The organism is Patulibacter minatonensis DSM 18081 (assembly GCF_000519325.1).
In the GTDB taxonomy this organism is placed as follows: Bacteria; Actinomycetota; Thermoleophilia; order Solirubrobacterales; family Solirubrobacteraceae; genus Patulibacter; species Patulibacter minatonensis.
The window spans coordinates 4696714-4722074 of the sequence record NZ_KI912613.1; the positions used below are offsets into that span (position 1 = coordinate 4696714).

General features: G+C 73.6%; 23 protein-coding genes and 1 tRNA gene. 6 read left to right on the top strand and 18 right to left on the bottom strand.

What is annotated here, in order from left to right:
* The first annotated feature begins 185 nt into the window (after window positions 1–185).
* From PATMI_RS32420 to PATMI_RS32425, 3 genes are all read left to right on the top strand, one after another.
* Window positions 186–1130 (top strand): ABC transporter ATP-binding protein, encoded by a 945-nt coding sequence (locus tag PATMI_RS32420; protein WP_051472152.1) that lies wholly within the window; start codon window positions 186–188, stop codon window positions 1128–1130.
* Window positions 1127–2221, top strand: coding sequence for an ABC transporter permease (locus tag PATMI_RS0122175; protein WP_026912491.1), 1095 nt, complete (start codon window positions 1127–1129; stop codon window positions 2219–2221). The genes PATMI_RS32420 and PATMI_RS0122175 overlap by 4 nt, the downstream gene beginning before the upstream one ends.
* Window positions 2222–2552: 331 nt before the next feature.
* Window positions 2553–3365: a class I SAM-dependent DNA methyltransferase gene (locus PATMI_RS32425; RefSeq protein WP_051472153.1), complete on the top strand. Its 813-nt coding sequence runs from the start codon at window positions 2553–2555 to the stop codon at window positions 3363–3365.
* Between the two features lie 30 nt (window positions 3366–3395).
* Here PATMI_RS32425 and PATMI_RS0122185 read toward each other — a convergent pair whose 3' ends face one another.
* From PATMI_RS0122185 to PATMI_RS0122205, 4 genes are all read right to left on the bottom strand, one after another.
* Complete coding sequence (locus PATMI_RS0122185) at window positions 3396–4007, bottom strand: TetR/AcrR family transcriptional regulator (protein WP_026912492.1); 612 nt, start codon at window positions 4005–4007, stop codon at window positions 3396–3398.
* 131 nt (window positions 4008–4138) lie between these two features.
* Window positions 4139–5110 carry a glutathione S-transferase family protein gene (locus PATMI_RS0122195; protein ID WP_084270163.1) on the bottom strand — a complete coding sequence of 324 codons (972 nt, stop codon included), beginning with the start codon at window positions 5108–5110 and terminating at the stop codon, window positions 4139–4141.
* 111 nt (window positions 5111–5221) lie between these two features.
* Window positions 5222–6865 carry an MFS transporter gene (locus PATMI_RS32430; RefSeq protein WP_026912494.1) on the bottom strand — a complete coding sequence of 548 codons (1644 nt, stop codon included), beginning with the start codon at window positions 6863–6865 and terminating at the stop codon, window positions 5222–5224.
* Window positions 6855–7037, bottom strand: coding sequence for a hypothetical protein (locus PATMI_RS0122205; RefSeq protein WP_026912495.1), 183 nt, complete (start codon window positions 7035–7037; stop codon window positions 6855–6857). The genes PATMI_RS32430 and PATMI_RS0122205 overlap by 11 nt, the downstream gene beginning before the upstream one ends.
* Window positions 7038–7233: 196 nt before the next feature.
* On the opposite strand from PATMI_RS0122205, the gene PATMI_RS32435 reads away from it, so the two are divergent.
* The 3 genes from PATMI_RS32435 to PATMI_RS35300 all read left to right on the top strand — a co-directional run bounded on the left by PATMI_RS32435 (window position 7234) and on the right by PATMI_RS35300 (window position 12124).
* Complete coding sequence (locus PATMI_RS32435; protein ID WP_245604247.1) at window positions 7234–9069, top strand: ABC transporter ATP-binding protein; 1836 nt, start codon at window positions 7234–7236, stop codon at window positions 9067–9069.
* Window positions 9066–10982, top strand: coding sequence for an ABC transporter ATP-binding protein (locus PATMI_RS32440; RefSeq protein ID WP_036726270.1), 1917 nt, complete (start codon window positions 9066–9068; stop codon window positions 10980–10982). Before PATMI_RS32435 ends, PATMI_RS32440 begins: the two co-directional genes overlap by 4 nt.
* Window positions 10983–11071: 89 nt before the next feature.
* A complete protein-coding gene (locus PATMI_RS35300; RefSeq protein WP_051472154.1) occupies window positions 11072–12124 on the top strand; it encodes a glucosaminidase domain-containing protein in 1053 nt (350 codons plus the stop codon).
* Between the two features lie 40 nt (window positions 12125–12164).
* On the opposite strand, the gene PATMI_RS32450 is transcribed toward PATMI_RS35300, so the two are convergent.
* The 14 genes from PATMI_RS32450 to rimI all read right to left on the bottom strand — a co-directional run bounded on the left by PATMI_RS32450 (window position 12165) and on the right by rimI (window position 25291).
* Window positions 12165–13562 (bottom strand): NAD(P)/FAD-dependent oxidoreductase, encoded by a 1398-nt coding sequence (locus PATMI_RS32450; protein ID WP_084270164.1) that lies wholly within the window; start codon window positions 13560–13562, stop codon window positions 12165–12167.
* Between the two features lie 197 nt (window positions 13563–13759).
* A tRNA-Gln gene (locus PATMI_RS0122230) sits at window positions 13760–13831 on the bottom strand.
* 235 nt (window positions 13832–14066) lie between these two features.
* Window positions 14067–14729 carry a potassium channel family protein gene (locus PATMI_RS0122235; protein ID WP_026912496.1) on the bottom strand — a complete coding sequence of 221 codons (663 nt, stop codon included), beginning with the start codon at window positions 14727–14729 and terminating at the stop codon, window positions 14067–14069.
* Window positions 14729–15154, bottom strand: a complete 426-nt coding sequence (locus PATMI_RS32455) for a potassium channel family protein (RefSeq protein ID WP_036726273.1) — start codon at window positions 15152–15154, stop codon at window positions 14729–14731. The genes PATMI_RS0122235 and PATMI_RS32455 overlap by 1 nt, the downstream gene beginning before the upstream one ends.
* 51 nt (window positions 15155–15205) lie before the next feature.
* A complete protein-coding gene (locus PATMI_RS0122245) occupies window positions 15206–15994 on the bottom strand; it encodes a class I SAM-dependent methyltransferase (protein ID WP_026912497.1) in 789 nt (262 codons plus the stop codon).
* Window positions 15995–16053: 59 nt separating this feature from the next.
* Complete coding sequence (locus PATMI_RS0122250; protein ID WP_026912498.1) at window positions 16054–18099, bottom strand: universal stress protein; 2046 nt, start codon at window positions 18097–18099, stop codon at window positions 16054–16056.
* Window positions 18092–18346 carry a hypothetical protein gene (locus PATMI_RS0122255; protein WP_026912499.1) on the bottom strand — a complete coding sequence of 85 codons (255 nt, stop codon included), beginning with the start codon at window positions 18344–18346 and terminating at the stop codon, window positions 18092–18094. The genes PATMI_RS0122250 and PATMI_RS0122255 overlap by 8 nt, the downstream gene beginning before the upstream one ends.
* Window positions 18343–20268 carry an APC family permease gene (locus PATMI_RS32460; protein ID WP_036726275.1) on the bottom strand — a complete coding sequence of 642 codons (1926 nt, stop codon included), beginning with the start codon at window positions 20266–20268 and terminating at the stop codon, window positions 18343–18345. The genes PATMI_RS0122255 and PATMI_RS32460 overlap by 4 nt, the downstream gene beginning before the upstream one ends.
* Before the next feature lie 101 nt (window positions 20269–20369).
* Window positions 20370–20864 (bottom strand): hypothetical protein, encoded by a 495-nt coding sequence (locus PATMI_RS0122265; protein ID WP_026912500.1) that lies wholly within the window; start codon window positions 20862–20864, stop codon window positions 20370–20372.
* A 44-nt stretch (window positions 20865–20908) separates the two neighbouring features.
* A complete protein-coding gene (locus PATMI_RS38600; RefSeq protein WP_026912501.1) occupies window positions 20909–21379 on the bottom strand; it encodes a hypothetical protein in 471 nt (156 codons plus the stop codon).
* Window positions 21376–22557 carry a carboxylate-amine ligase gene (locus PATMI_RS0122275; RefSeq protein ID WP_026912502.1) on the bottom strand — a complete coding sequence of 394 codons (1182 nt, stop codon included), beginning with the start codon at window positions 22555–22557 and terminating at the stop codon, window positions 21376–21378. The genes PATMI_RS38600 and PATMI_RS0122275 overlap by 4 nt, the downstream gene beginning before the upstream one ends.
* A 40-nt stretch (window positions 22558–22597) precedes the next feature.
* Window positions 22598–23671 carry a redox-sensing transcriptional repressor Rex gene (locus PATMI_RS35305; protein WP_084270165.1) on the bottom strand — a complete coding sequence of 358 codons (1074 nt, stop codon included), beginning with the start codon at window positions 23669–23671 and terminating at the stop codon, window positions 22598–22600.
* Window positions 23672–23720: 49 nt separating this feature from the next.
* Window positions 23721–24725, bottom strand: a complete 1005-nt coding sequence (gene tsaD, locus PATMI_RS0122285) for a tRNA (adenosine(37)-N6)-threonylcarbamoyltransferase complex transferase subunit TsaD (RefSeq protein WP_026912503.1) — start codon at window positions 24723–24725, stop codon at window positions 23721–23723.
* On the bottom strand, window positions 24722–25291 hold the full coding sequence (gene rimI, locus PATMI_RS32470; protein ID WP_051472156.1) for a ribosomal protein S18-alanine N-acetyltransferase: 570 nt from the start codon (window positions 25289–25291) through the stop codon (window positions 24722–24724). Before rimI ends, tsaD begins: the two co-directional genes overlap by 4 nt.
* Between the last annotated feature and the right edge of the window lie 70 nt (window positions 25292–25361).

The following is a 25361-nucleotide window of genomic DNA, read 5'->3' on the forward strand; positions in this document are numbered from 1 at the left end:
CGGCCGGCGTCCCCCGACCCGGGGTGGGGACAGCCCCAGGTCCACACCGGGGGCCTCCCGCGGGCCGCGCCCGCTGCCCTCGATCGGTGGCGTGCAAACGCTCGGTCCGGGCGTTCCCCACGTCCGGGCCGTCGTCACCCCGAGATGACACGCAGGGCCGCGGACCGCTGCTAGCGTCGCGCTGCATGACGGTCCCGCGTCCTGCAGCCGAGATCCCCTCACCGGGCGCGCCGTCCGGCGCGGGCGTCGTCGTCGCCGACCTCGTCAAGCACTACGGCGAGGTGCAGGCCGTCCGCGGGATCTCCTTCGAGGCCCACCCGGGCGAGGTCTTCGGCCTCCTCGGCCACAACGGCGCGGGCAAGACGACGACGATCCGGATGCTGACCGGACGCACACCGCCGACCTCGGGCACGGCCGCGGTGGGCGGCCACGACATCGTCGACGAGCGCGAGGCCGCGCGCGGGCTCCTGAACCTCGTCTTCGAGGACCAGAACCTCTACGAGCGGCTGTCCGGGCGCGACAACCTCAAGCTCTTCGCCGACCTGTACGGCGCACCGGCGGACCGCACCGACGAGCTGCTCGAGCGGGTCGGGATCGCGAGCGCCGCGAAGCGCAAGGTCAAGACGTACTCGACGGGCATGAAGCAGCGACTGGTGCTCGCCCGGGGGCTCGTCAACGACCCGCAGGTGCTGTTCCTCGACGAGCCGACCCGCGGCCTCGACCCGATGTCGGCGCGGAACCTCCGGACGATCGTGCGGGAGCTCAGCGACGCCGGCACCACCGTCGTCCTGACGACGCACGACATGGTCGAGGCCGACGAGCTCTGCCACCGCGTCGCGTTCCTCTCCGAGGGCGCGATCGTCGCGCTCGACACGCCGCGCGAGCTGAAGCTCAAGGTCGGCGACGAGGCCGGCGCGTCACGTCGCGCCCGCGTCGTCCTCGACGACCGCTCGGAGCACACGGTCGTCCTCGACGACCCCGAGCAGGACGAGCGGCTGTCGGGCTGGCTCCGGGACGGCCGGGTCCTGACCGTCCACAGCGACGAGCCGTCCCTGGCCGACGTCTTCGTCGCGCTGGCGGGACGGAGCCTCGACGAGGACGCCCCGGGCCGGACGGAGGCCGCGGCATGAGCCTCTCCCGCGTCTGGACCATCCTCCGCAAGGACCTGCTCGACGCGATCCGCGACGGCCGGATCCTGGCGATCATCATCGTCCCGATCGCGCTGGGGGTCATGTACTCCCTGATCTACCCCGACGAGGAGCCGCGCCCGACGGCGGACGTCGTGGTCGTCGGCAGCCCGTCGAACACCGACGCGAAGCGCCTGTCCGTCGCGCTGCCCCGCGACGTCGACCGCTCGCTGGACCTGAAGGTCACCTACGAGTCGGACCAGGAGCAGGCGCGGGAGACCGTCGCCGACGACGACGCGGACGTCGCGATCGTGGTGCCCGAGGGCCTCGTCGCCGACGCCAAGGCCGGCCGCGCACCGCCGCTGACGACGCTCGTGGGCCCGAAGGCCTCGCCGACCGCCCGCGCGGTGATCGACCTCCTGCCGGCGACCGTCGGGAAGCTCGCCGACCGGCCGCCCGCGGTCCAGGTCGCCGTGCGCGACGTCGAGCCGCAGTCGCCGTCCGTCGTCGACGAGCTCGGGCTGCGCAACTACTTCGTGCTCGCCGCGGTGGTGATGACGATCGGCTTCATCGGGCTCCTCGCGACGCCGATCGTGCTCGCCGAGGAGATCGAGAAGCGGACGATCGAGGCGCTGCTGCTCGCCGCCCGCGGACCCGAGGTCCTCGCCGCCAAGGCCCTGGTGGGCATCGTCTACTCCGCGGTCGCGTCCGCGATCCTGCTCGCGCTCACCGGCGTCCCGATAGAACGGCCGGCGATCTTCGTGCTGGGCCTGCTCGGGATGGTGATCTCGATCGTCGGGTTCGGGCTCTGCCTGGCCTACGTCTTCCGCAGCGCCGACAAGCTCAACACCTGGGGCTGGGTCATCGTGATGCCGGTGATCGTCCCGGGGTTCGTCGTCGGCGTCGACCCGCCGGGGTGGGCGGACGCGATCTTCCAGGCGGTCCCCAGCGGGCAGGGCATGCGACTGATGGTCGACGGCGCGCTGCCCGAGGACGTCTTCGGCGGGGTGCCGCTCGCGATCCTCGTGTTCCTCGTCTGGGGCGCGGGCGGCCTGCTGCTGCTCTCGCGCCTGCTGCAGAAGCGCGGTTCCTGAGCCCGGGCCCCGGGCTCCGGCGCGCCGAGGGCCCGGGCGACGACCGACCGCCCGGGGACCGGAATCCGTGCCCGAACGCACAGATCTCGGCGCCGCGCGTTTGGCCCGGATGCCCAGGGGGCAACAGGGCGGAGACCGCCGAGATGCAGATGTTGCTGAATTCACAACTCCGTTGTCGTTTCTGCATGTCGTTCGGTACCCTTCCTCCGGATGCCCAGGCCCGCGGCCCCGCCGCGTACGGGTCGGCCCGACCCCCTCGGGGGTCCCGTGGCCTGGCGTCCCCGGACGGTGCACCGCCCCGTCCCGCACGGATCCCTTCCCCAGGAGCCCCATGAGCACACCGACGTCCGACCTCCACGCCTCCGACCTCGTGGTGCGCATGCCTCAGGCCGAGGCGCGCGCCGACGACCTGGACCAGGACCAGGAGTGGTGCGAGGTCGAGCTCCCCGGTGGCACCGAGCGGGTCCGCTTCCACGACTACGACCGGCTCTTCGCGATCCCCGGCCTGTACGAGCGCCTCTTCTACACCGAGCTGAAGTGCGACTCGCCGAAGGTCGTGCGCTCGCTGCTGGAGGCCCGCCTCCAGGCGGCCGGGCGGTCGGCGAAGGACCTCCGCGTCCTCGACCTCGGCGCCGGCAACGGGATGGTCGCCGAGGAGCTGCAGGAGATGGGCGCCTCCGCGCTCGTCGGCGTCGACATCCTGCCCGAGGCCGAGATGGCCGCCGAGCGCGACCGCCCGGGCGTCTACGACGACTACGTCGTGGCCGACCTGACCGCGCCCGACGCGCACGACCTGCCCGGCCTGCGCGACTTCCGGGCGAACCTCCTCACCACGGTGGCCGCCCTCGGGTTCGGCGACATCCCGCCGCGGGCCTTCGCGACGGCGTTCGGCTACGTCGCACAGGACGGCTGGGTCGCGATGACCATCAAGGACGACTTCCTCACCGTCGCGGACGACTCGGGCTTCAGCCGCCTGATCACCCGGATGCACGCCGAGGGCCTGCTCGAGGTCGAGGTCGACCACCGGTACCAGCACCGCCTGGCCGTCAGCGGCGAGCCGCTGCACTACCACGCGTACGTGGCCCGCAAGCGCGGCGAGATCCCCGCCGAGTGGCTCGACGAGCTGGAGCTCGCGGCCGTCTGACCGCGCGAGCGCCGCGGCTCGCCGCGGCGCTCACCCCGGGTCGGTGGCCGACCCGTCGAGCGACCGCCAGACCCGGGCGGGCAGGACCCGCGCCGAGTCGCCGGGGTCCACGCCCGGCTGGCCGCCCAGCCACCGCCGGACGGCCTCCGCCGGCGGCCCGATCAGCAGCAACTCGAGCACCGGTGCGGGCAGGTCGACGATCGCCCCGGACGCGACGTGCGGCGCGAGCCAGCCGAGCATCGCCTCCACGCGGGGAGCCTTGTCGCGGGCCAGGTCCTCGGCGTGCGTCCGGAGGAACGTCGCGTCCGCGGCGGTGTGGACGAACCGCGCCTCGGCGCGATGCCGCCCCGCGAACTCGAGGTACCGCCGGACCAGGGCCTCGATCCCCGCGCGGGCACCGTCGGCACCCCGCAGCGCGTCGACGAGCGCGTCGAGGAGCTCCCCCATGCAGCGGCGGTAGAGCGCGGCGGACAGCCCGTCGAAGCTGCCGAAGTGGTGGTAGAGGCTCCCGAGGCTCACGCCCGACTCGGCCCGCACCGCCTGGACGGTGAAGCCGGGGCGGCCCTCGCGGTCGTGGACGGCGAGGGCGGCGTCGAGCAGCTGCTCCGCCGTCCGCAGGCCGCGGGCCTGCTTCGGCGTCACGGTGCGTCCCCGCGGCCGCCCGGGCCGCACCCGGCGACCCGGCCCACGGGCCGCGCCGCCCCGGATCCCGTCGTGGTCGTCGCCATCGTGGGACCGTAACACCGTTCTAGAACGGTGCCGGCGCGCCGGCGTCAGCCGCGTCCGTGCGGCTCGTCCCAGTCGATCTGCGGCCCGACCGGGACCACCCGGGTCGGGTTGATCGACGGGTGCGTCGTGTAGTAGTGGACCTTGATGTGCTCGAGGTCGACGGTGTCGGCGACCCCGGGCTGCTGGTAGAGGTCGCGCGTGTAGGCCCAGAGGTTCGGCAGGTCGACGATCCGCTTGACGTTGCACTTGAAGTGCCCGACGTAGACCGGGTCGAAGCGCACGAGCGTCATGAAGAGCCGCCAGTCGGCCTCCGTGATGCGGTCGCCGGTCAGGTAGCGCCGCTCCGCGAGCAGCGCCTCGAGCCACTCCAGGGCGTCGAAGAGCGTGGTCACCGCGTCCTCGTACGCGTCCTGGCTCGTCGCGAAGCCGGACCGGTAGACCCCGTTGTTGATCTCGGGGTAGATCCGGTCGTTCAGCGCGTCGATCTCGGCGCGGAGGTCCTCGGGGTAGAGGTCGACGTCCGGGTTCGTCGCGAAGGCGTCGAACTCCGCGTTCAGCATCCGGATCACCTCCGACGACTCGTTGTTGACGATCCGCCCGGTGACCGTGTCCCAGAGCACCGGGACCGTCACGCGGCCGTCGAACGCGGGATCGGACGCGAGGTAGGCCTCGGAGAGGAACGACCAGCCGTGGAGCGGGTCGGACTCCCCCGGTCGCGAGACGGTGCCGGGGCGGAACGCCCATCCCTGGTCGTCGCGGTAGGGATCGACGACCGTCAGGCCGATCGCGTCCTCGAGGCCCTTCAGCCTCCGGACGAGCAGCGCCCGGGACGCCCAGGGACAGGCGAGCGACACGTACAGGTGGTACCGGCCGGCGGCGGCCGGGAAGCCGGAGGAGCCGTCGGCGGTGACCCGGTCGCGGAACGCGCTGTCCTGGCGGCGGAAGTCGCCGGTCGTCCCGATCTCCTTCGTCCATCCCCCCACGTCGCGTCCGTCGCCCGCCATCTCGTCCGTCATCGCTGCCGCTCCCGTTCGTCGTCGCCGCACACATGTCGTTGCGCGCGCAACGAGAACATAGCCCGCGGCCGGGACCGGTGCCGGCCCGGAGCGGGACGGACCCGACGACCGTCAGGTGGTGGACACCGTCTCGGGGTCGACCGCCGCGAGGTTGGCGGCATCGGCGGGCTGGCCGGCCCACTGCCCTCCGGAGCAGTCGCGGGCGAGGACGACCCGCCGGGGGTTGCGGATCCCGGCGGCCCCGACCAGCCCGCCGACGACCAGGAGCCCGCCGGACACCCCCATGCCGAGGCGGAAGCTCGAGACGCCGGCGTCCTTCGCCGCGTCCTGCAGCACCGCCGCCTCGCCGCGCTGCAACCCACGGACGTCGGGCCGCGAGAACGGGCTGTCGCGCAGCTCGTCCGCCGCCCGGACGGCCGCCGGCCCGAGGGCCCGCCCCTCGAGGCGATCGTCGACCCCGGACCCGAAGCCGGCGGCGACCGCCACGCCCACCCCGCCGATCGCGACGAGACCGGCGACCCGGGCGATCGCGTTGTTCACGCCCGACGCGGCACCGGCGTTGCGGGCCTCGGCGTCCGCGAGCACCGTAGCCGTGAGCGGCGCGACGGTCATCGAGAGGCCGAGCGCGAACAGCGCCACCGCCGGGAGCAGGTCGGTCAGGTAGGAGACGTCGGCGTCCAGGCGCAGGAGGAGGAGCAGGCCGGCGCCGGCGATCAGGGGCCCGGCGCCCATGAAGAACCGGGGTCCGTGGCGGTCCGCCAGCGCCCCGAAGCGCCCGGCGAAGAGCAGCATCACGATCGTCACCGGGAGCATCGCGGCGCCGGCCTTCAGCGCGTCCCAGCCGGCGACCTGTTGCAGGAAGATCACGAGGTAGAACGTGAGGAGCGCGAGACCCGCGTACATCACGAACGTCTCGACGTTGCCGACCACGAAGTTGCGCCGGGTGAACAGCCCGAGCGGCAGCATCGGGTCCGGCGAGCGGTCCTCGTAGACCACGAACACGACGAGCAGGACGACGCCGCCGACCAGCGGCCCGAGGACGTCGGGCGCGCCCCAGCCGCCGAGCGGCTGCTGGATCAGGCCGAACGTGATCGCGCCGAGCCCGGTCGCGCAGAGCAGCGCGCCGGGCACGTCCACGTGGCGGGTCCGGTCGCGGGACGCCGCCGCCGGGATCACCCGGGCGATCAGGACCAGCGTCCCGAGCACCAGCGGGACGTTGATGAGGAACACCCAGTGCCACGACAGCGCGTCGACGAGCCAGCCGCCCAGGAGCGGTCCGATCGCGGCCCCGATGCCGCTCCAGGCGGTCCAGGTGCCGATCGCGCGGTTGCGCTCGTCGGCGTCGAACACCGACACGATCACCGCCAGTGCCGCCGGCGTCAGCGCCGCGCCGGACGCCCCCTGCAGCGCCCGGCCGATCACGAGCACCTCGATCGACGGGGCGAGCGCGCACAGCACGGACGTCACGCCGAAGCCGGCGACGCCGAGGAGGAAGACGCGCCGCTCGCCGAGGACGTCGCCGAGCGACCCGGCGACGAGGAGCAGCGACCCGAGCGTCAGCAGGTACCCGTTGGTCACCCACTGCTGCCCGGCGAGCCCGCCCCCGAGGTCGTCGCGGATCTGCGGCAGGGCCACGTTGACGACGCTGCCGTCGATCATCACGATCGTCGAGCCGAGGACGCAGGCCAGGAGCGTCAGGCGCTTGGTCCGGGCGTCGGCGGCGACCTTCGCCGGCGGTGGTGGTTCAGGTCGCATCGTCGTCCCTCCGGGGCTCGAAGCCGTCGCAGCGCACCACGGGCATCCGCGGGTACTTCGGGAAGCGGTCGTCCTCGCGGGCCCGGCCGCACAGGGAGAACCGCGATCCGCGGGTGTTGCCGACGACGCGCTGGAACGCGCACGCGTCGCAGAGGCCGAAGCTCGGGGGCACCGCCGCAGTATCCCCTGCCGGGAGCCCCGCCCCGGAGCGATCGGCCGTGGAGCCCGGACCGGCCCCGGACGGCGGCGCCCGGCGGGCCCTTGACCTCGAGCGCGCTCGAACTCCTACGGTGACCCATGTGCACCGTCCCGCGCCCGAAACCCCCGGCGGCGTCCGGCCCGGATCCGGCGTCCGTACCATCGGTTCCGTGGGTACGTTCCGTCGCCTGCTCGGATTCCTGCGGCCGTACCGCCGGCTCTGGGCCGTCTCCTTCGTCCTCGCCCTCCTCGCGATGGGCGTCACCGTCCTCAGCCCCGCGCTGATCGGCCACGCGATCGACCGCATCCGCGACGGCGACAAGGGCGGCCTGACCGAGTTCGCGGTCGCGCTCGCGCTGCTCGGGATCGGGCGGATGGTCCTCACGATCGGGCGGCGCCTCGTCGCGGGCCGGGTCTCGCTCGGGGTGGAGCAGGACCTCCGCGACCGGCTGTACGGGCACCTCCAGGCGCTCGACCTCGGGTTCTTCGACCGGTGGCAGACCGGGCAGCTGATGTCGCGCGCGACCGTCGACCTGAGCGCCGTGCGCTTCTTCCTCGGCTACGGGCTCGTGTTCGTCGTCCAGTCGCTCCTGACGGTCGTCCTCGCCGCGATCGCGATGACGATCCAGCAACCGCTGCTCGCCCTCGCGTGCCTCGTGCCGGCACCGCTGATCGTCTTCGTCGGGCACGCCTACGGGGTCCGTGGCCGACCGGCGCAGCAGGACGCCCAGCAGGCGGTGGCCGAGGTCACCGCGTCCGCCGAGGAGTCGATCTCCGGGATCCGGGTCGTCAAGGCGTTCGCCGCGGAGGACCGGCGGCAGGAGGCGTTCGGCGAGGCCGTCGAGCACGCCTTCCAGAAGCAGCTCCGGGCCGTCCGGATCGACGCGTCGTTCCAGCCGGTCGTGCAGTTCCTGCCGCAGATCAGCCTGGCGATCGTGCTCCTCGTCGGTGGGCGGATGGTCGTCGACGACACGATCTCCCTCGGGCAGTTCACCGCGTTCTTCGTCTACGTGATGATGCTCGTCCAGCCGCTGCGGTCGCTCGGCGTGATGCTCGGCCTCGGCCAGCGCGCGACGGCGTCCGGCGCCCGGCTGTTCCAGGTGCTCGACCGCGCCCCGGACATCGTGGCGCCCGAGGGCGCCGCCCTGCGGACGCTCCCCCTCGCGACCGAGGGCGCGGCGATCGGCGCGGTCGAGTTCGACGACGTGACGCTGCGCTACCCGGACCAGGACACCCCCGCCCTCAGCGACGTCTCGGTGTCCGTCCTCGCTGGCGAGCGGGTCGCGATCGTGGGCCAGACCGGCTCGGGCAAGACCGCGCTCGTGCAGCTCCTCCCCCGCCTCTACGACCCCGAGCGGGGGCGCGTCCTGATCGACGGGGTCGACGTCCGCGACCTCGACCCGACGGCGCTGCGCCACGAGATCGCGATCATCGACGACGACCCGTTCCTCTTCACCGCGACGGTGGCGGAGAACATCGCCTACGCGGCCCCCGGCGCGACCCGGGCGGAGATCGAGGGCGCCGCACGCCGCGCCCGCGCGCACGAGTTCGTCACGGAGCTGCCGGACGGCTACGACACGGTCGTCGGCGAGCGCGGACTGACGCTCTCCGGCGGCCAGCGCCAGCGGCTGGCGATCGCCCGCGCGCTCCTGGCCGGTCCTGCCCCCGGGACCGCCGAGCGGCCCGGCGACGCCGGACAGGGCCCGCGGATCCTCGTCCTCGACGACGCCACGTCGAACGTCGACGCCTCCACCGAGCAGGAGATCACCGCCGGGCTGCGCGAGGTCATGCGCGGCCGCACGACGCTGGTGATCGCCCACCGGCTCTCCACCGTCCTGCTCGCCGACCGCGTCGTCGTCCTGCACCAGGGGCGCGTCGCCGACGTCGGGACGCACCAGGACCTCGTCGAGCGCTCCGAGCTCTACCGCGAGATCGTCACCTACGGGATGGCGGACCAGGTCTTCCTGAGCCGCGAGGATCGCCCGACGGAGGTGCAGGAGGCATGAGCACCCCGGACGCCCCCCGCGGCCGCGGCACGTTCCTCGCGGACGTCCGGCGTCGCCGCGCGGCGACGCGCGGCCGGGGCCGCAGGATCCGCAACCTCTTCGGCATGCTGCGGCCCTACCGCGGGCGGCTCGTGCTGCTCGGCATCGCGCTGCTGCTGTCGACCGGGGCGATGCTCGCACCGGCGCCGCTCGTCCAGCGCGCCGTCGACGACGGCCTCGCCGACGGCGACCTGGACGCGCTGACCACGCTGGTGGTGGCGTTCGTCGTGATCTCGCTGATCGGCCTGGTGGCGAGCATGGCGCTCGCCCGCCTCGTGGGCTGGCTCGGCGCGCGCCTGTTGTCCGACCTGCGCGAGCGGATCTTCCGGCACCTGCTGACGATGCCCGTCGCCTACCACGAGCGCCAGCGCGCCGGCGTCCTCGTCTCGCGGATGACGAACGACGTCGACGCGCTGCAGCAGATGATCTCGTCGAGCCTCGTCACGCTCGTGCAGTCGCTGCTCCTGCTCGCGGGCTCCATCGTGATCCTGCTGACGTTGGACGTGAAGCTCGCGCTGATCACGTTCACGACGATCCCGGTGCTCCTGATCGGGTCGCTCGCGTTCCGCCTGGCGTCGGTCGACGCGTTCGCCCGGACCCGCGAGACGATCGGCGCGATCACCGCCCATCTGCAGGAGACGCTGTCGGGCGTCCGCGTGATCCGCTCCTACGGCCGCGAGCGCGCCCACCTCGACCGCTTCACCGAGCTCGGCGACGACAACCGCGCCGCGAACATGAAGACGGTCTACCTGAACGCCGCGTACTTCCCGGCGGTCGAGTACCTGTCGACCGCGGCGATCGTGATCGTGCTGCTCGTCGGCGGCCACGAGGCCATCGCCGGCGCGGTGACGATCGGCGTGCTCGTCGGCTTCGTCACGGCGCTGGACAACTTCTTCGGCCCGATCACGGACCTCTCGAACGTCTACACCACGTTCCAGTCGGGCATGGCGGCCCTCGACAAGATCGGCGACCTGCTGGAGCAGGAGTCGACGCTGACCGACCCCGAGCACCCGGTCGCGGTCCCGAGCCCCCTGCGCGGCGAGCTCCGCTTCGACCACGTGACGTTCTCCTACGGCGCGACGAAGGCCGGTGTCACCGCCACGACGGTGCTCGACGACGTCGACCTCGTGATCCCCGCCGGGGCGACGGTCGCGCTCGTCGGCGCGACGGGCGCCGGCAAGTCGACGATCGCGAAGCTCGCCACGCGGTTCGCCGACCCGACCGAGGGCCGCGTCCTGCTCGACGGCGTCGACCTGCGGGACCTCCGGCAGAACGACCTGCGCTCCCGGATGGGGATCGTGCCGCAGGAGGGCTACCTGTTCTCCGGCACCGTCGCCGAGAACATCGCCTTCGGCCGGATCGGCGCGACGCGCGAGGAGGTCGAGGACGCCGTCGACCGCATCGGCGCACGCGAGATCCTGGACGCGCTCCCCCGCGGGCTCGACACGACCGTCGGCGAGCGCGGTACGTCGCTGTCGGCGGGCCAGCGGCAGCTCGTCGCGTTCGCCCGCGCCCTGATCGCGGGGACGCCCGCCGACCGGGCGGGCGGCGACGACGAGGCCCAGCGGACGCTGCACCGCGGGATCGGCGGTCCGGCGATCCTCGTGCTCGACGAGGCGACCGCGAACGTCGATCTCCGCACGGAGCGCCGCATCGAGGAGGCGCTGGCCACCCTCCTGGAGGGGCGCACCGCGATCGTGATCGCCCACCGCCTGTCGACGATCCGCACCGCGGACCTGATCGTCGTCGTCGACCGGGGGCGCGTCGTCGAGTCGGGGTCGCACGAAGAATTGCTGCAGCAGGGCGGCGCGTACGCCACGCTGCACCGGGACTGGCAGCACGGCACCGAGGACGCCGCGGCCGCCCTCCCGTAGTGCCCGGCGGCGGACCCGTCGCCGCGACCCCGACCCGATCACCGTCCGGGCACCGCAACCCTGCGGGCCCCGGTCGGTTGTGACCACTGATGCCCCCACGCCGCACCGCACCCGCCCTCGCGTCGGCCGCCCTGCTCGCGGCGGTCGTGGCCCCCGCCGCGGCGCACGCCGCGTCCGGCGGCCTGAGCTCCGAGGCGACGCCGACCCCCGCGAACCCGCCGGGCACGTCCGCGGCGGCGTCGCCCGCGGCCGCCACGCGCGCGGCCTCCACCCGGCCCACGTCGCGCGCCACGATCGTGCTCGCGTCCTCGTCGAAGGTCACCGCACGGACGTCGCCGAACTCGTCGAAGCGCGCCGGGACGATGAGGAACGGCGAGGTCACCCGCGTCCGCTGCCAGGTCAACTCGACCGAGGCCGTCACGAGCGGCCGCTACGGCACGTCGAAGGTCTGGAACCGGGTCAAGCTCTCCAACGGGCGGATGGGCTACGTCCCGGACGTGTACATGAACACGTCGAGCAAGAACTCGCTCGTCGCGCCCTACTGCGGCTTCCCGGACCCCAAGCCGGTCAGCGGGAACCCCGGCCAGGGGCGCTGCAGCTCGGTCGCGTCCGTCGACCTCGTGCAGGTGCCGACGAAGCCGAACGGCGACCCGGACCCCGTCGCGTTCACGCAGCTCGCGGCGCCGTTCGCGAAGCAGTCGAAGGCCGCCACGAAGGTCCCCGCCGCCGTCACCCTCGCGCAGGGGATCCTCGAGTCCGCGTCCGGCACGCTCGCGGCCGGCGCGAACAACTACTTCGGCATCAAGGCGCAGGCCGTCGCCGGGTCCCCCGGCACGTTCTCGTGGGGCCAGAACGCGGTCGGCTGCGTCCACAAGCAGACGAACGAGTCCGAGGGCGGCCGCACGGTCCGCCAGATCGCCTCGTTCCGGATGTACACCGACATGCGCGGATCGTTCGTCGACCACGGCCTGTTCCTCGTGCAGAACAGCCGCTATGCCCCGGCGTTCAAGTACACGGACGACCCGGAGCAGTTCGCCAAGGCGATCCACAAGGCCGGCTACGCGACCGACCCGTCCTACAGCTCCAGCCTGATCAAGCTGATGAACCGGCCGGAGCTGGACCTCAAGCAGTACGACGAGTAGCGGGCCGCGGCCCGTCGGTCCCCGACCGGCGGGCCGCCCCTCAACCGACCACGGGAGGGACGGTCGCGTCGGCGTCCTCCGCGTCGGGCGCCGGGGCGGTCTCCGCGGCCTCCGTCGCCGTGCCCTCGTCGGGATCGCCCAGGGAGCTGTCCGCCGCGGCATCGAGCCGCCCCGGGTGGCCGAGCCGCCCCAGCTCCGAGCCGTCGCGGCCGAAGAACAGGCCGACGGTCCAGTCGGCCACGAGGCGCACCTTGCGCTTCGTGCCGGGCATCGAGAGCAGGTGGTAGGTCCGCGCGATGAACCACGCGGGCACGCCACGCCAGCGCAGGCCCATCGTCGACGCGACGGCCTTGCCGCGCCCGAGGTCGACGAAGACGCCGAGCGTCTTGTAGGTGAACTTCCGCGGCCTGCGATCGGAGATGACCCGGACCACGTTGTCGGCGACCTTCCGGCCCTGGCGGATCGCGTGCTGCGCCGTCGGGGGCGACGGCCGGTCGAGGTCGAGCGGGTCGGGGACATGGGCGGCGTCGCCGATCGCCCAGACGCCCGGGGCGCCGGCCGCGCGCATCGCCCGGTCGACGACGATCCGGCCGCTGCGCTCGTCGAGCTGCAGCCCGAGCCGCTTGACGACGGGGCTCGGCTTCACGCCGGCGGTCCAGACCACGGTGCGGCACGGCAGGACCTCGCCGCCCGCGAGCGTCGCCGTATCGGCCGTCAGCGCGTCGATGGTGGTGCCGGTGCGGATCTCGATGCCCCGCGCCTTCAGCTCGCGCACCGCGAAGTCGGCCAACGACTCGGGGATCTCCGGCATCACCCGGTCGCGGGCCTCCACCAGGAGGAACCGCACGCCCTGGTCCCGGCAGCGGGGGTAGCGGTCGAGGAGGTCGGTCGCGAAGTCCTGGAGCTCGGCGAGGCCCTCGAGTCCCGCGTAGCCCGCGCCCACGAAGACGAACGTCAGCCACTCCGCACGGGCCTTCGGGTCGTCGATGCCCTCCGCGATCTCGAGGCTCTGCAGCAGGCGGTTGCGCAGCGCGATCGCCTCGGGCAGCGTCTTCATCCCGACGGCGTGCTCGGCGAGCCCGGGGATGGGGAGCGTCCGCGAGACCGAGCCGACCGACACGATCAGGTGGTCGTACGGGAGCTCCTCCTCGCGCCCGTCGCCGGTCGTCACCTGCAGGACCTTGCGCGCAGGGTCCGCGCCGGTGACCGAGCCGAGGCGCAGGTGGGTGTGCCGCAGCTGCTCGCGGAGCGGGACGACCGCGTGACGGGGCTCCAGCGTGCCCGCCGCCGCTCCGGGCAGGAGCGGCGTGTAGAGCATGAAGTTCTGGTCCGACACGAGCGTGACCTGCGCGCTGTTGTGGGGCAGCTTGCGCTCGAGCCGGCGTGCCGCCTCGAGCCCTCCGAAGCCGCCGCCGGCGATCACGATGTTCCAGGCCATGGTGGGAGCGTATGCCCCGATCCGTCATGAGGCGAACGGCACGACGCCACGTGTGCCGATCGGCGCGTGGCGCGTGTGCGCGGTCGCACGGGGGCGTGGGACGGGCGTGCCGCGTTCCGGGCCGGCCGTGCGGTTTCCCGGCGGGGGAACCGCTGCCGGAACGAGAAGAGCGCCCCGTGAGGGACGCTCTTCGTCGACTGCCGGACAAGGACTCGAACCTTGAATGCTGGTACCAGAAACCAGTGTGTTGCCAATTACACCATCCGGCAAGGGCGGCCGCCGAGGCGGAACCGCGGTCGCGGATGATAGCGGGGACTTCGTCGGCGCGCGGTGCGGCACCGCCCTGCCCTCGGCGGGTATGCAGAGCCCCGCCGGCGTCCGACGCGGTCGGGCCCGAGACGCTCGGGGCGGGGCCCGCTCCCCGCCGTTGCGGGTGCGCCGAGCCCCGCCGACGTCCGGCGCGGCCTCGACCCGAGACGCTCGGGGCGGGGCCCGCTCCGTCTCCTAGGCGCCGACGGCGAAGAGGTCGGTGATGCCGTCCTCGAGGCCCGGGTCCAGGACGACGAGGACCTCGTCGCCGGCCTCGATGACCGTGTCGGCCTTCGGGACGAAGCCGGCGCCCTTGCGCAGCACCGAGATGATCAGGGAGCCCTCGGGCATCGAGATCTCGGAGACGCGCTTGCCGGCCGCCGGTGCCTGGGGCGTGACCTCGACCTCGACGATCTCCAGCCGCTCGGCGTGGAGGTCGAGCAGGTGGACGAGGCCGAAGCTCGGGACCTCGTGCTCGATCAGGCGCAGGATCAGGTCGGTGGCGGAGACGACGGGCGCCACGCCGAGCAGCTCGAACAGCTCGCGGTTGCGCGGGTTGTTGACGCGGGCGATCGTGCGCGGGATGTCGTACTTCTCGCGCGCCATCTGGCAGATGAGGATGTTGTCCTCGTCGTCGCCGGTGACCGCGACGACGAGCTCGGCGCGCTGGATGCCGGCGCGCTCGAGCACCCACATCTCGGTGGCGTCGCCGTACTGGACGGCGTGCTCGAGCTCCTCCTCGATCGTCAGGTAGCGCCTGCGGGTCTGCTCGATGAGCGTGACCTCGTGGCCCTTGTCGATGAGCTCGCGGGCGAGGTTCCAGCCGACCTTGCCGCCGCCGGCGATCACGACGTACATCAGGAGACCTCGACGATCGCCGACTCGAACATGGAGATGGCCTGCAGGGTCGGGCAGATCGTCCGCACCCCCTGCTCGGCGTACCAGGTGGCGCGCGCGGGATCCATCACGCGGGCGATCACGGTGGAGACGTTGAAGCGCTTCTGGGCGACCTGGGCGATCACGAGGTTCGTGTTGTCGCCCGACGTCGACGCGATGAAGACGTCGGCGTCGTCGATCCCGGCCTCGCGCAGGGCCTCGACCTCGATGCCCTGCCCGACGGTGAAGCGGCCCCCGGTCTCCTCCCAGGAGGACGCGAGCCCGGCGTCGAGGCGCTCGTGGCTCAGCGGGTCGTGGTCGAGCACCGAGACCTCGTGGCCCTGGGCGAGCATCGACTGCGCGACGGCCGAGCCGACGCGGCCGGCCCCTACGATCAGGACGAACATACGCGCGGGACTGTAGCGCGGTGCATCGACGGCGCACCGGCGACGTCGCGCCTACGGCAGCTGCACGTGGACGACGAGCGCCGTGCTCGTGGCCCGGAACGCGTCCGGATCCTCGTTGCCCTCGGACAGGACGGCGACGAGCGGGTCCCTGAGGGCGGCGAACGCCTCGTCGCCGAGGGCCTCGCGGCCGGAGAGCCACATCGGGTGGCGCTCCATCCACTCGTCGGCGAAGGCCTCGGGCGAGGCGCCCTCGAACGCGTGGCCGTAGCGCTCGACCTCGACCTCGCCGCCGTGCGGGGCGAAGAGCCCCGCGAGGTGCTCGGGGTCGCCCCAGTCGACGACGGCCGGGTCGAGCCCGGGTCCGGCGGCGGGGATCGCGCCCGTGTCGGCCATCGCGCGCCGCAGGATCCCGCTGCCGGCGGCCACGGTACCCTCGCGCGTCCAGGTGACGAGGACGACGCGGCCGCCGGGGGCGGTCACGCGCACGAGCTCCGCGACGGCCGGGGCCGCCGGGGCGAAGATCACGCCGAAGACCGACAGCGCGGCGTCGAACGCGTCGTCCTCGCAGGGCAGGGCCACGGCGTCCCCGGCGCGCCAGTCGACCTCGACGCCGGCGGCGCGGGCCCGGCCGGCGGCGACCTCGAGCAGGCGCTCCGCCTGGTCGACCCCGGTGACCTGCGCGCCCCGCATCGCCGCGAGGAGTGCGGCGTTCCCGGTCCCGCACGCGACGTCGAGGACCCGGTCGCCGGGCACGATCTCGGCGGCGGCGACGGCGCGCTCGGCCGCGGGGGCCAGCTGCGTCGCGGTCAGCTCGTACGTCCCGGTGCCCCAGTCGATCATGCGGGGAGCCTACGGCGATGCTGCGGTCGGGCGACCGGTCGACGGGGACGGCGAGGGGATCAGAGCTGGTCGAGCCAGGCCTCGTCCTCGTCGGTCAGGCCGCCGTCGTCGTCGGGGCCCGCGGTGGCCTCGCGGCGGCGGCGCATGACCTCCTCGGTCTCCGCGAGCGACGGGGCGCCGAGGATGACCTGGCACTTCGCGCGGTCGACGACGTACCGGGCGGTCTCGCTGAGAGCGTCGCCTCGGCCACCGCGGGCGCCGAGCGCGGCACCTGCGCGACCGGTCTTCGAGCGGCCGGTCGGCGGCGGGGCGACCATGATGATCGCCTGGCAGCCGCGACGCTCGGCCTCGTCGATGATCGCCTTGCCGAGCGACCGCGCGCGGACGGCGGAGGTCGCCACGCGGACGCCCTCGTACTCCTCGCCGACGGCGCGGGCACGGGCCAGGGCGGCCTTGCCCTCGGCGCGCTTCTCGTCGGGCAGCGGGCCGTCGATCGGGAGCGACATCGGCAGGACGTGGATCCACACGGCCTCGATGACGGCGTACCCCTCCTCGAGGTCGGTCTCGTCGTCGCCGCCGGCGAGCCGACCGGCGGTCTGGATCAGGTCGTCGTCCAGGGCGCTGCCGAGCAGCGGCACGAGGATCGAGCCGTACTCGACGGGCTTCTCCTCGCGGCGGAGGGCGGCGTCGGGCACCGCGACGCGGCCGCGCACGGGGAGCCCGTGCGTCTTGCGGTAGACGACGTAGCCGACGACGCCGACGGCCATCCAGGCCAGGCCGACGGTGCGGGCGGCCGGGTGCGAGACGACGATCGCGACCCAGACCAGGCCGCTGAGGACGGCTCCGAGGAGCGCGGGGACCGGGAGGGACGCGCCGCGGACCCGCACGTTGAACGGGATCCGGTACTGGCGCTCGAGGTCGGGCTCGGTGAAGCGCAGCCGCAGGATCGACAGGTGAGCGATCGTCACGGCGGTCATCGCGCCGAAGGCCATCGTGCCGACGAGCGCGTCCATGTCACGGAACGACACGAGGACGAGCGCGACGACGCCCGCGAACGCGATCACGAGCCACGGGGTGCCGAACTTCGGGTGCAGGCGGCCCAGGCGGGTCGGGATCTGCCGGTGCCGGGCGAGCTGGGTGGCGATCCGGCCGGCGCTCGAGAGCGACGCGAGCGCCATCCCGACGAGGGTCGCGGCGGCGGCGACGCCGACGACGACCTTCAGGACGTCGACCGCGGTCGAGTCCGCCAGCCGGTCGATGATGCCGATCACGGGGGCGTCGACCCAGCGCGTGCCGAGCTTCGTCACCCCGTCCTCCACCGGCAGGGCCATCAGCCCGACGAGCGCGACGCCGACGAAGACGACGAACATCACGATCGGGAGCGACGTGACGAGCCGCCGGAGCCCCTTCTTCCCGACCGAGATCTCGCCCGCGAGGCCCGACGCCGACTCGAGGCCGGTGACGACCACCATCGCCGCCCCGAGACCGAAGAGGACGCCCTGCCAGTCGGGGCTCGTGCCGAGGTCCAGGCCGTCGGTGATCGACCCCGGGTCGTGCAGCAGCGCCAGGCCGAGCACGATCACGAGGACCTGCAGGAGCAGGTCGACGGAGACGACGATCGCCAGCCGGGCGACGCGCGTGGCGGGCCCGCCGGTGCCGCCGCGGATCGCGCGGATCGTGACGAACGCGATGATCAGGACCGCGAGCGCGATCTCGGTCTTCCCGTCGGAGGTCTCGTGCCAGACGACCTCGAGGTAGTTCGTCGCCGCGAGCGTCGCGCCGGCGGTGATCAGGACGGAGTCGAGCAGCAGCGCCCACGCCGCGACGAAGCTCCAGGCCTCGTCGAACGCGTGGCGGGCGAAGGTCGGCGACCCGGCCCGCTCGGGGTGCAGCGCGGCGCCCTCCGTGAAGGTCATCACCGCGAGGCCGAAGAGCACCGCTGCGGCGGCCATCACGAACGGCGTCGCGCCCAGCGCGTTGCCGGCGATCGGGCCGAGCAGGAAGTACAGCCCGCCCGCGACCGACGCGTAGGTGATCGCGAAGACGGTGGGGTTGCCGATCGTCCGGTAGGCGAGCGACGTCCCGCGGCGGACGGGATCAGTCATCGGCGCGACCCTCCCCCGCACCGCGCGACCCGGCGTCCGCCCCGCCACGCGGCTGGGCGAGCGTCGCGCCACGCCAGGCCATCCAGGCCCGCCCGCCACCGGCGATCATGAACAGCGCGCCGATCAGGATGCCCTGGGCGACCGGTCCGCCGCCCCCGGCGACGGTGCGGACGACGATCGCCACGCCGATCAGGGCGACGATCGACGAGAGGACCACCGTCGCGTTGCCGTAGAGCCCGCGGTTCACGTCCGCGCCCCCTGCCGCTGGTCCTCGTGGAGCTGCTTGACGGTCTGCGCCTGCGGGTCGGACTGGAGGATCACGCGGCACGGGCGCTCGGCCATCACGGTGTCGATCGAGCGATAGATGCTGCCGGAGCCGGCCCGCGGCGGGATCGACATGACGATCGCCCGGGCCTTCGTGATCTTGGCGTCCTCGACGACGACGCGCCCGAACTGCCCGGCGCGCACCTTGACCCACCGGGCCTGCAGGCGGTTGCCGATCTGCAGGCGGGCCTCCTCGATCAGCGCCTCGGCGGCGCGCTCCTGCTCCTTCATCGGCGCGTCGATCGGCGAGGACTGCGGCACGACGATCGGGACCATCAGGTAGATGCCGCGGCGCCGGACCGACGCGACGCGCGCGGCCGTGGCCATCGCGGCGTGGGAGTAGCGCAGGCCGAGCAGCGCGACGATCACCGACTCGTACTCGGCCTCGTGGTCGACGACGGCCTCCGGCGTCGCGATCTTGTGCGTCGTCCGGAGGTCGAGCCCCTGGTTGCGGCGGTAGAGCGGGTAGATGACGAGCCCGGCGGCCATCCAGCCGACGCCGGCGAGGGCGACCGCCGGGTGCAGGCCGACCACGACGATGAACGCGATCCCGGTCCCGAGGCCGCCGACGATCGCGAACAGCGGGTACGAGACGCCGCCGAAGGTGACGTTGCCGGGGCCGCGGTACGGGCGGTCGAAGTCGGGTTCTCGCCGGCGCAGCGCGATCACCGAGACGTGGGCGATCGTGAACGACAGCATCGCCCCGAACGCGTACATGTTCGACAGGAACTCGGCCTGGCCGGGGATCACGGCGAGCGCCGCCAGCGCGCTGAAGACGAGGATCCCGACCCACGGCGTCCCGAACTTCGGGTGCAGCGTCCGCAGGCCGTCGGGCATCTGCCGGTGGATGCCCATCGAGTAGACGAGGCGCGAGACGCCGATCACGCCGGCGTTCGTGGCGAGGAAGAGGATGGTGGCCGCGAGCAGACCGACGTAGATCTGGGTCGGCTGCTGGAGGAACCCGAGGTCCATGTTCTTCACGACGCCGAGGATCGGGTCGCCGGCGAAGCCGCCCTGGTCCTCCGGGAGCCCCAGCTGCGTCGTGTAGGTGCCGTCGGCGCCCTTCGTGACCGGCAGCGCGGAGAGCGCGACCATCGGCAGGAACGCGTAGATCGCGAAGACGGCGATCACGACGCGCTTGATCGCGGCGGGGACGGTCGTGCCGGCGTCCTTGGCCTCCTCGGCCATGTTCGAGATCGTCTCGATGCCGGTGTAGGCGACCATGCCGATCGGGATCGCGATCAGGAAGTCCTTCCACTGCGGCGCGACACCGAGGTGGACGTTGTCGATCAGCGTGTCCGGCGAGAACACGAGGAACATGCCCAGGCCGACGAGCAGCACCTGCGTCAGGAAGTCGGTGACCGCCAGCGCGATGTTGACCCCGGCGGACTCCTTCGCGCCGACGATGTTGATCGTCGCCAGCAGTGCGATCACGACGAGCGCGAACCCGATGTCGCCCGGGGCGTGGCGCAGGAAGTCGAGGGGCTCCCACAGCCCGCCGATGTAGTGCGGCACGAAGTACGAGCTGATCGCGATCGTGATCGTGTAGTTCAGCATCTGGCCCCACGCCGCGAAGAAGGACCAGAACTCGTTGAAGGCGCGGCGGGCGAAGCTCGAGGAACCGCCGGCCTCCGGGTACATCGACGTCGCCTCGGCGTACGTGGCGGCCGTCAGGTAGAAGATGACGCCCGTGATGATGAAGACGACGGGCGTCAGGCCGAGCGCGAAGCCGGCCACGAGCCCGAGGGCGTAGTAGATGGACGACCCGACGTTGCCGTAGGCCGTCGAGAAGAGCGCGTTGGTCCCGAGGACGCGCTGGAGTCCGTGGAGTCGGCGTTCGGCCATGGCCGGGGCGGCAGTCTACGCCGGTTGGCGGCGAACCCCGCAGCGAGTGGCGGGGCGCCACGATCCGTCCGCGGGCCGCGGCCCACGGACGTGCCCCGGGATCACTCGCGCGGCGAGGTCCGCGCCGCCGAGCGCAGCTCGGCGATGCCGGTGCGGACCAGGCGCCCGCACGTGGTCTGACCGGCCGTCTCGTAGGCCTTCGCAGTCCGCTCCAGCACGCGGATCGCGGTGTCGGGGTCCTTCGCCGGCGGCTCGGTCGCCTGCATGCGCAGCACCGCGACGAGGCGGTCGTGCGCCGCGCGGTCGTCGCCCGTCGGCTTCAGCGCCGCGAAGTCGATGAGGAAGCGGTCGCCGTGCTGCTTCGCCCGCGCCTGGGCCTGCTTCACGGACAGGCCCTCGTCGGCCTGCTGCTGCGGGAGCGCGCGGTTCTGGTCGAACAGGCGACGGCAGAGGCGCGCGCCCGCCTGCTCGTAGGACGCCGAGGCCGTGCCTCCTCCGGACGCGGACGTGCCGGCGCGCGTGGAGCCGCCGGCGGTCGTCCCGTCGGAGCCGGAGTCGCCGCAGCCGGCCAGCGTTGCGGTGAGCAGGAGGACCACCGGGGCGGTCCTCCACGGGGTCCCGCCGGGGGCGCGGGACGGGCTCACTGTCCGGGGACCCAGAGCCGACCGCCGCCGGGGCCCTCGGGCTGCTGGCCGCCCGGTCCGGCCGCGCCGCCCGGACCGGGCTGACCGCCGGTCGAGCTCGGGCCGCCGGGCTGCCCCGGGGCCGGGGTGCCGGCCTGCTGGGCGAACGCGACCTGGAGCTGCGAGAGCGCCTGGTCGACCTGGCTCGCGCTCGGGCCGAGCAGCGGGGCCGCGAGCGGCTGCAGCGCCCGGATGACCTCGATCGCGAGGCCCAGCTGGTCGAGGTCCGGCTCGCCGGCCTGCTCCGGGTCGCCGGCGAGACCGCCGCGGCGGCCGCCGAGCTCGATGAAGCTGGCCAACGACTGGACGAGGACCTCCTCGACGCGGATGTTCCGCATCTGCTCCTCGTACGCGGCCATCATCTCCTCCTGCGAGGGCTGGGCCTCACCGCCCGGCTGGCCTGCGGCGTTCGGGTCCTGGGTGCTCACGTGGATCGCTCCTGGGGGTCGACTGCGTGGTCCGCGGAAGGGTAGGTGGCGCGGGTCTCGGCCACGGCGGCGGCGAAGGCCTCGACGGGCGACGCGCCTTCGGCGACCCGGGCCCGCTGGCGCTGGGCGCCGTTCTGCGCCGGGAACGTCGGCTCGATCCCGAGCTCGCCCCGCACGGGGGCCGTCCAGGCGAGCAGGCGGTCCAGCGCCGCCGCGGCCGGGTACTCGGAGGCGGTCTCCCAGTCGACGAGCCGGGCGTCCCGGCCGTCGCGGATCGCCCGCCAGAGATTCTCCTCCACCAGACGGGGCGGCTGCGGGTCCAGCGGCCGGCCCTCGTCGTGGTCGCGCGCGGCCTGCAGGGCGCAGGCGACGATCAGGCCGGTCAGGGCCTCGCTCTCCTGCGCGGTGCTCTGGGCGTCGCAGATCCGGATCTCGACCGTGCCGAACGAGATGTGCGGCCGGACGGACCACCAGACCTGCGTGTACTCCTGGATGGAGTTCGTGGCCTGGAGGACCTCGATGTAGCGCCGGAAGGCGCGCCACGAGCCGAAGTGGTCGGGGACGCCGCAGCGCGGGAACGACTTCGTGAACGTCTGCGTGCGGATCGAGTGCAGGCCGGTGTCGAGGCCGTCGACGAACGGCGAGTTCGCGGAGATCGCCAGCAGCATCGGCAGGACCGGGCGCAGGCGGTCGCAGACGGCGATGGCGCGGTCGGCGTCGCGGATCCCGACGTGCACGTGGAGCGAGAACGTGGCGTTGCGCCGGGCGACCCAGCGCAGGCCGTCGACGACGCGCCGGTAGTGCTCCGTGTCGATGAACGTCTGCTCGCGGTAGTCGTCCCACGGGTGCGTGCCCGTCGCGCCGAGGGCGATCCCCAGGCGCGCGGCGTGGTCGAACAGGCCGTCGCGGTGGACGCGCTGGCGGTCCAGGGCGTCGCCGAGCGTGACGCCACGGCCGGACCGGATCTCGATCTCGGTGCGGATCAGCTCCCCGGCGACGGAGACCGCCAGTCCGGGGTCCTTCGCGGTCGAGGCGCTGAGCTCCTCGAACCGCGGGACGAGGTCGAGCGTCGACTCGTCGAGGAGCATGAACTCCTCCTCGATCCCGACGGTCCCGTCGGTCCCGGACGCGTAGGCGGCCTCGGCGGCGGGCAGGTCGATGGCGGCGTCGGCACCCATCAGCGGGTGACCTCCGCGAACGTCACGGTGGGGACAGTCACTAGGCGAGGTAGTAGTACAGGGCGTGGAGCAGGTCCACGGCGGGGCTCGACGTGTGCACCGTCACCTCGGGGGGCGTCCGGAGCAGCGTGCCGCTGTAGTTGAAGATGATCTGCACGCCGGCGTCGACGAGCTCGTCGGCGAGGCCCTGGGCGGCCTTGGCCGGCGACGCGATGACGCCGACGACGACCTCGTTGTCGCGCACGACGTCGACGAGGTGCCGGACGTCGCCGATCGTGAGGTCCCCGATCGGGGTGCCGATCTTGGCCGGGTCGTTGTCGAGGACGGCGACGACGTCGAAGCCGTGGTCGGCGAACGTGTCGGAGCCCGCGATCGCCCGGCCGAGGTGGCCGGCGCCGAGGAGGACGATCCCGACGTGCGTGCTCGTGTGCAGGATCGAGCGGATCTTGTCGACGAGCTCGCCGACGTCGTAGCCGACGCCGCGCTTGCCGAACCGGCCGAACCCCGAGAGGTCGCGGCGGATCTGCGTCGAGTTCACGTGGGTGTGGGCCGAGAGCTCCTGCGAGCTCATCGTCGCGCGGCCCATCTTCCTGGCCTGCGTCAGCGTCTGCAGGTAGCGGGAGAGCCGCTCCGCCTGCCCGACGCCGAGGCGGACCTCGGGCACCTCCGGCGTGTCGTCGCCCTCGCCGCCGGACTCGATCTCCGTCGTGGAGACGGCGTCGACCTCCAGGACCGGCGCGGGCGTGCGGCTGATCGGCCGCAGCGGCTGCGCGGCGATCCGGCGGGCGGCCACGGCCGACAGCGGGGTGGCGGTGGAGTTCCGCCTCGTGCCCTCGACCCCGCCCACGGCCGCGCGGCGCCGCTGGACGTCGCGGACCGCGGCCAGGACGCGCTCGGCGTCGACCGCGAAGTCGCAGAGCTCCTCGCCGGCGACGGCCACGACCGGGATCCGCTCGAGGTACCGGGCGTGCAGCCGGTCGTCGCGCTCGATGTCGACCGTGCGGATCGAGAAGGGCTCCCGGCTGCGCAGCGCCTCGAGATCCGCGAGCGCGTCGGCACACAGGTGACAGCCGTCGCGCAGGAACACGACGACCTCTATGGGCGGAGCGGTCACGCCCCGATCCTCTCAGACCCGGGAGCACGGACGGGGACCGGGGCCGCGCTCACCGGGCGGAGGCGGCCGCCGGAGGTCGCTGACCGGTCGCGTACGCCTCGAGGCCGGCGACGTCCTCCGGGGCCAGGGCCGGGCGGAAGCGCGCGACGGCGGCGATCATCGCCGCGTTGTCGGTGCAGAGGCTGCGGTCCGGGATGGCGACGGCGGCCGGCAGCGCGCCCAGGCGCTCGCGGAGCGGGCCGTTCGCGGCCACCCCGCCGCCGACCGCCAGGCGGTCCAGGCCGGTCTGCTCGAGCGCGCGCTCGACCCGGACGGCGAGGGTCTCGACGACCGCGCGCTGGTACGACGCGGCGAGGTCGGCGCGCCGGGCCGTCGCCTCCGCCTCCCCCAAGTCGCGGATCCGGTAGAGCAGCGAGGTCTTCAGGCCCGAGAACGAGCAGTCGAGACCGCGAACCTTGGCGCCGGTCGGGAACGCGAAGGCCTCGGGGTCGCCCTCCGCCGCCAGCGCCTCGAGCGCGGGCCCGCCCGGGTACGGCAGGCCCAGCAGGCGCGCGCCCTTGTCGATCGCCTCGCCGGCGGCGTCGTCGAGCGTGCCGCCGAGCTCCTCGATGCGGTCGGGATCGTCGACGCGGGAGAGGAACGTGTGCCCGCCGGACGCGACCAGCGCGACGAACGGCGGCTCGAACGCGACCGGCCGGAGCGTGCAGGCGAGGAGGTGCCCGTCGAGGTGGTCGACCGGGACCAGCGGCAGGCCGCGGGCGACCGCGATCGCCTTGGCCGTCTGCAGCCCGACGAGCAGGGCGCCGACGAGGCCCGGCCCACGGGTGACCGCGACGCGGGTGACGTCGTCGAGGGTGATCCCGGCCGTCCGCAGCGCGTCGGCGACGACGAGGTCACAGCGCTCGGCGTGGGCGCGGGCGGCGAGCTCGGGGACGACGCCCCCGTACGCGTCGTGGATGCCCTGGCTGGAGATGACGTTCGCGTGGATCCGGCCGTCGTCGTCGACGACGGCGGCGCAGGTGTCGTCGCAGCTCGTCTCGACCGCGAGGATCACGCGCGGTCCCGCCGCGGCGGGGGGCCGCTGAGGTCCGGCATGTCGGGCGGCACCGGGCCCTTCGACCCGGGGCGGCCGCCGCCCATGCCCTCGTCCTCGGCGCCGGGGATGTCGTACGTGCGACCCTCGAGCGTCGCCGGGGTCCGCCACATGATGAGGGCGTCCTCGCCGTCGTCGCGGTAGTAGCGCCGCCGGACGCCGACGGAGAGGAAGCCGAGGTCGTCGTAGAGCCCGCGCGCGCTCGCGTTCGACGGCCGGACCTCGAGGGTGAGCCGCGCCTCGTTGCCGCCGGCGCGGGCGATCACGTGCTCCAGGAGCCCGCGGGCGATGCCCTCGCGCCGGCGGTTGGGGTCGACGCACACGTTCATCACGTGGAACGCGTCGTCGTACTTCGAGACGATCGCGTAGCCGACGAGGGCCACGCCGGACGCCGACCCGCGCGCGCCCGCGCCGAACGCCCGCGCGACGACGCAGAGGCCGCCGGACTTCGCGGTCTCCAGCACGAACATCGCCAGCGACCACGGGGCGTTGTAGCTCCGGCGCTCGATCGCCAGCACCTGTGGCATGTCGGAGAACGTCAGGCGCTGGATGGCGATCCCGCGCGACGGCAGGGTCTCCCGCCGGTCTCCGGACGGG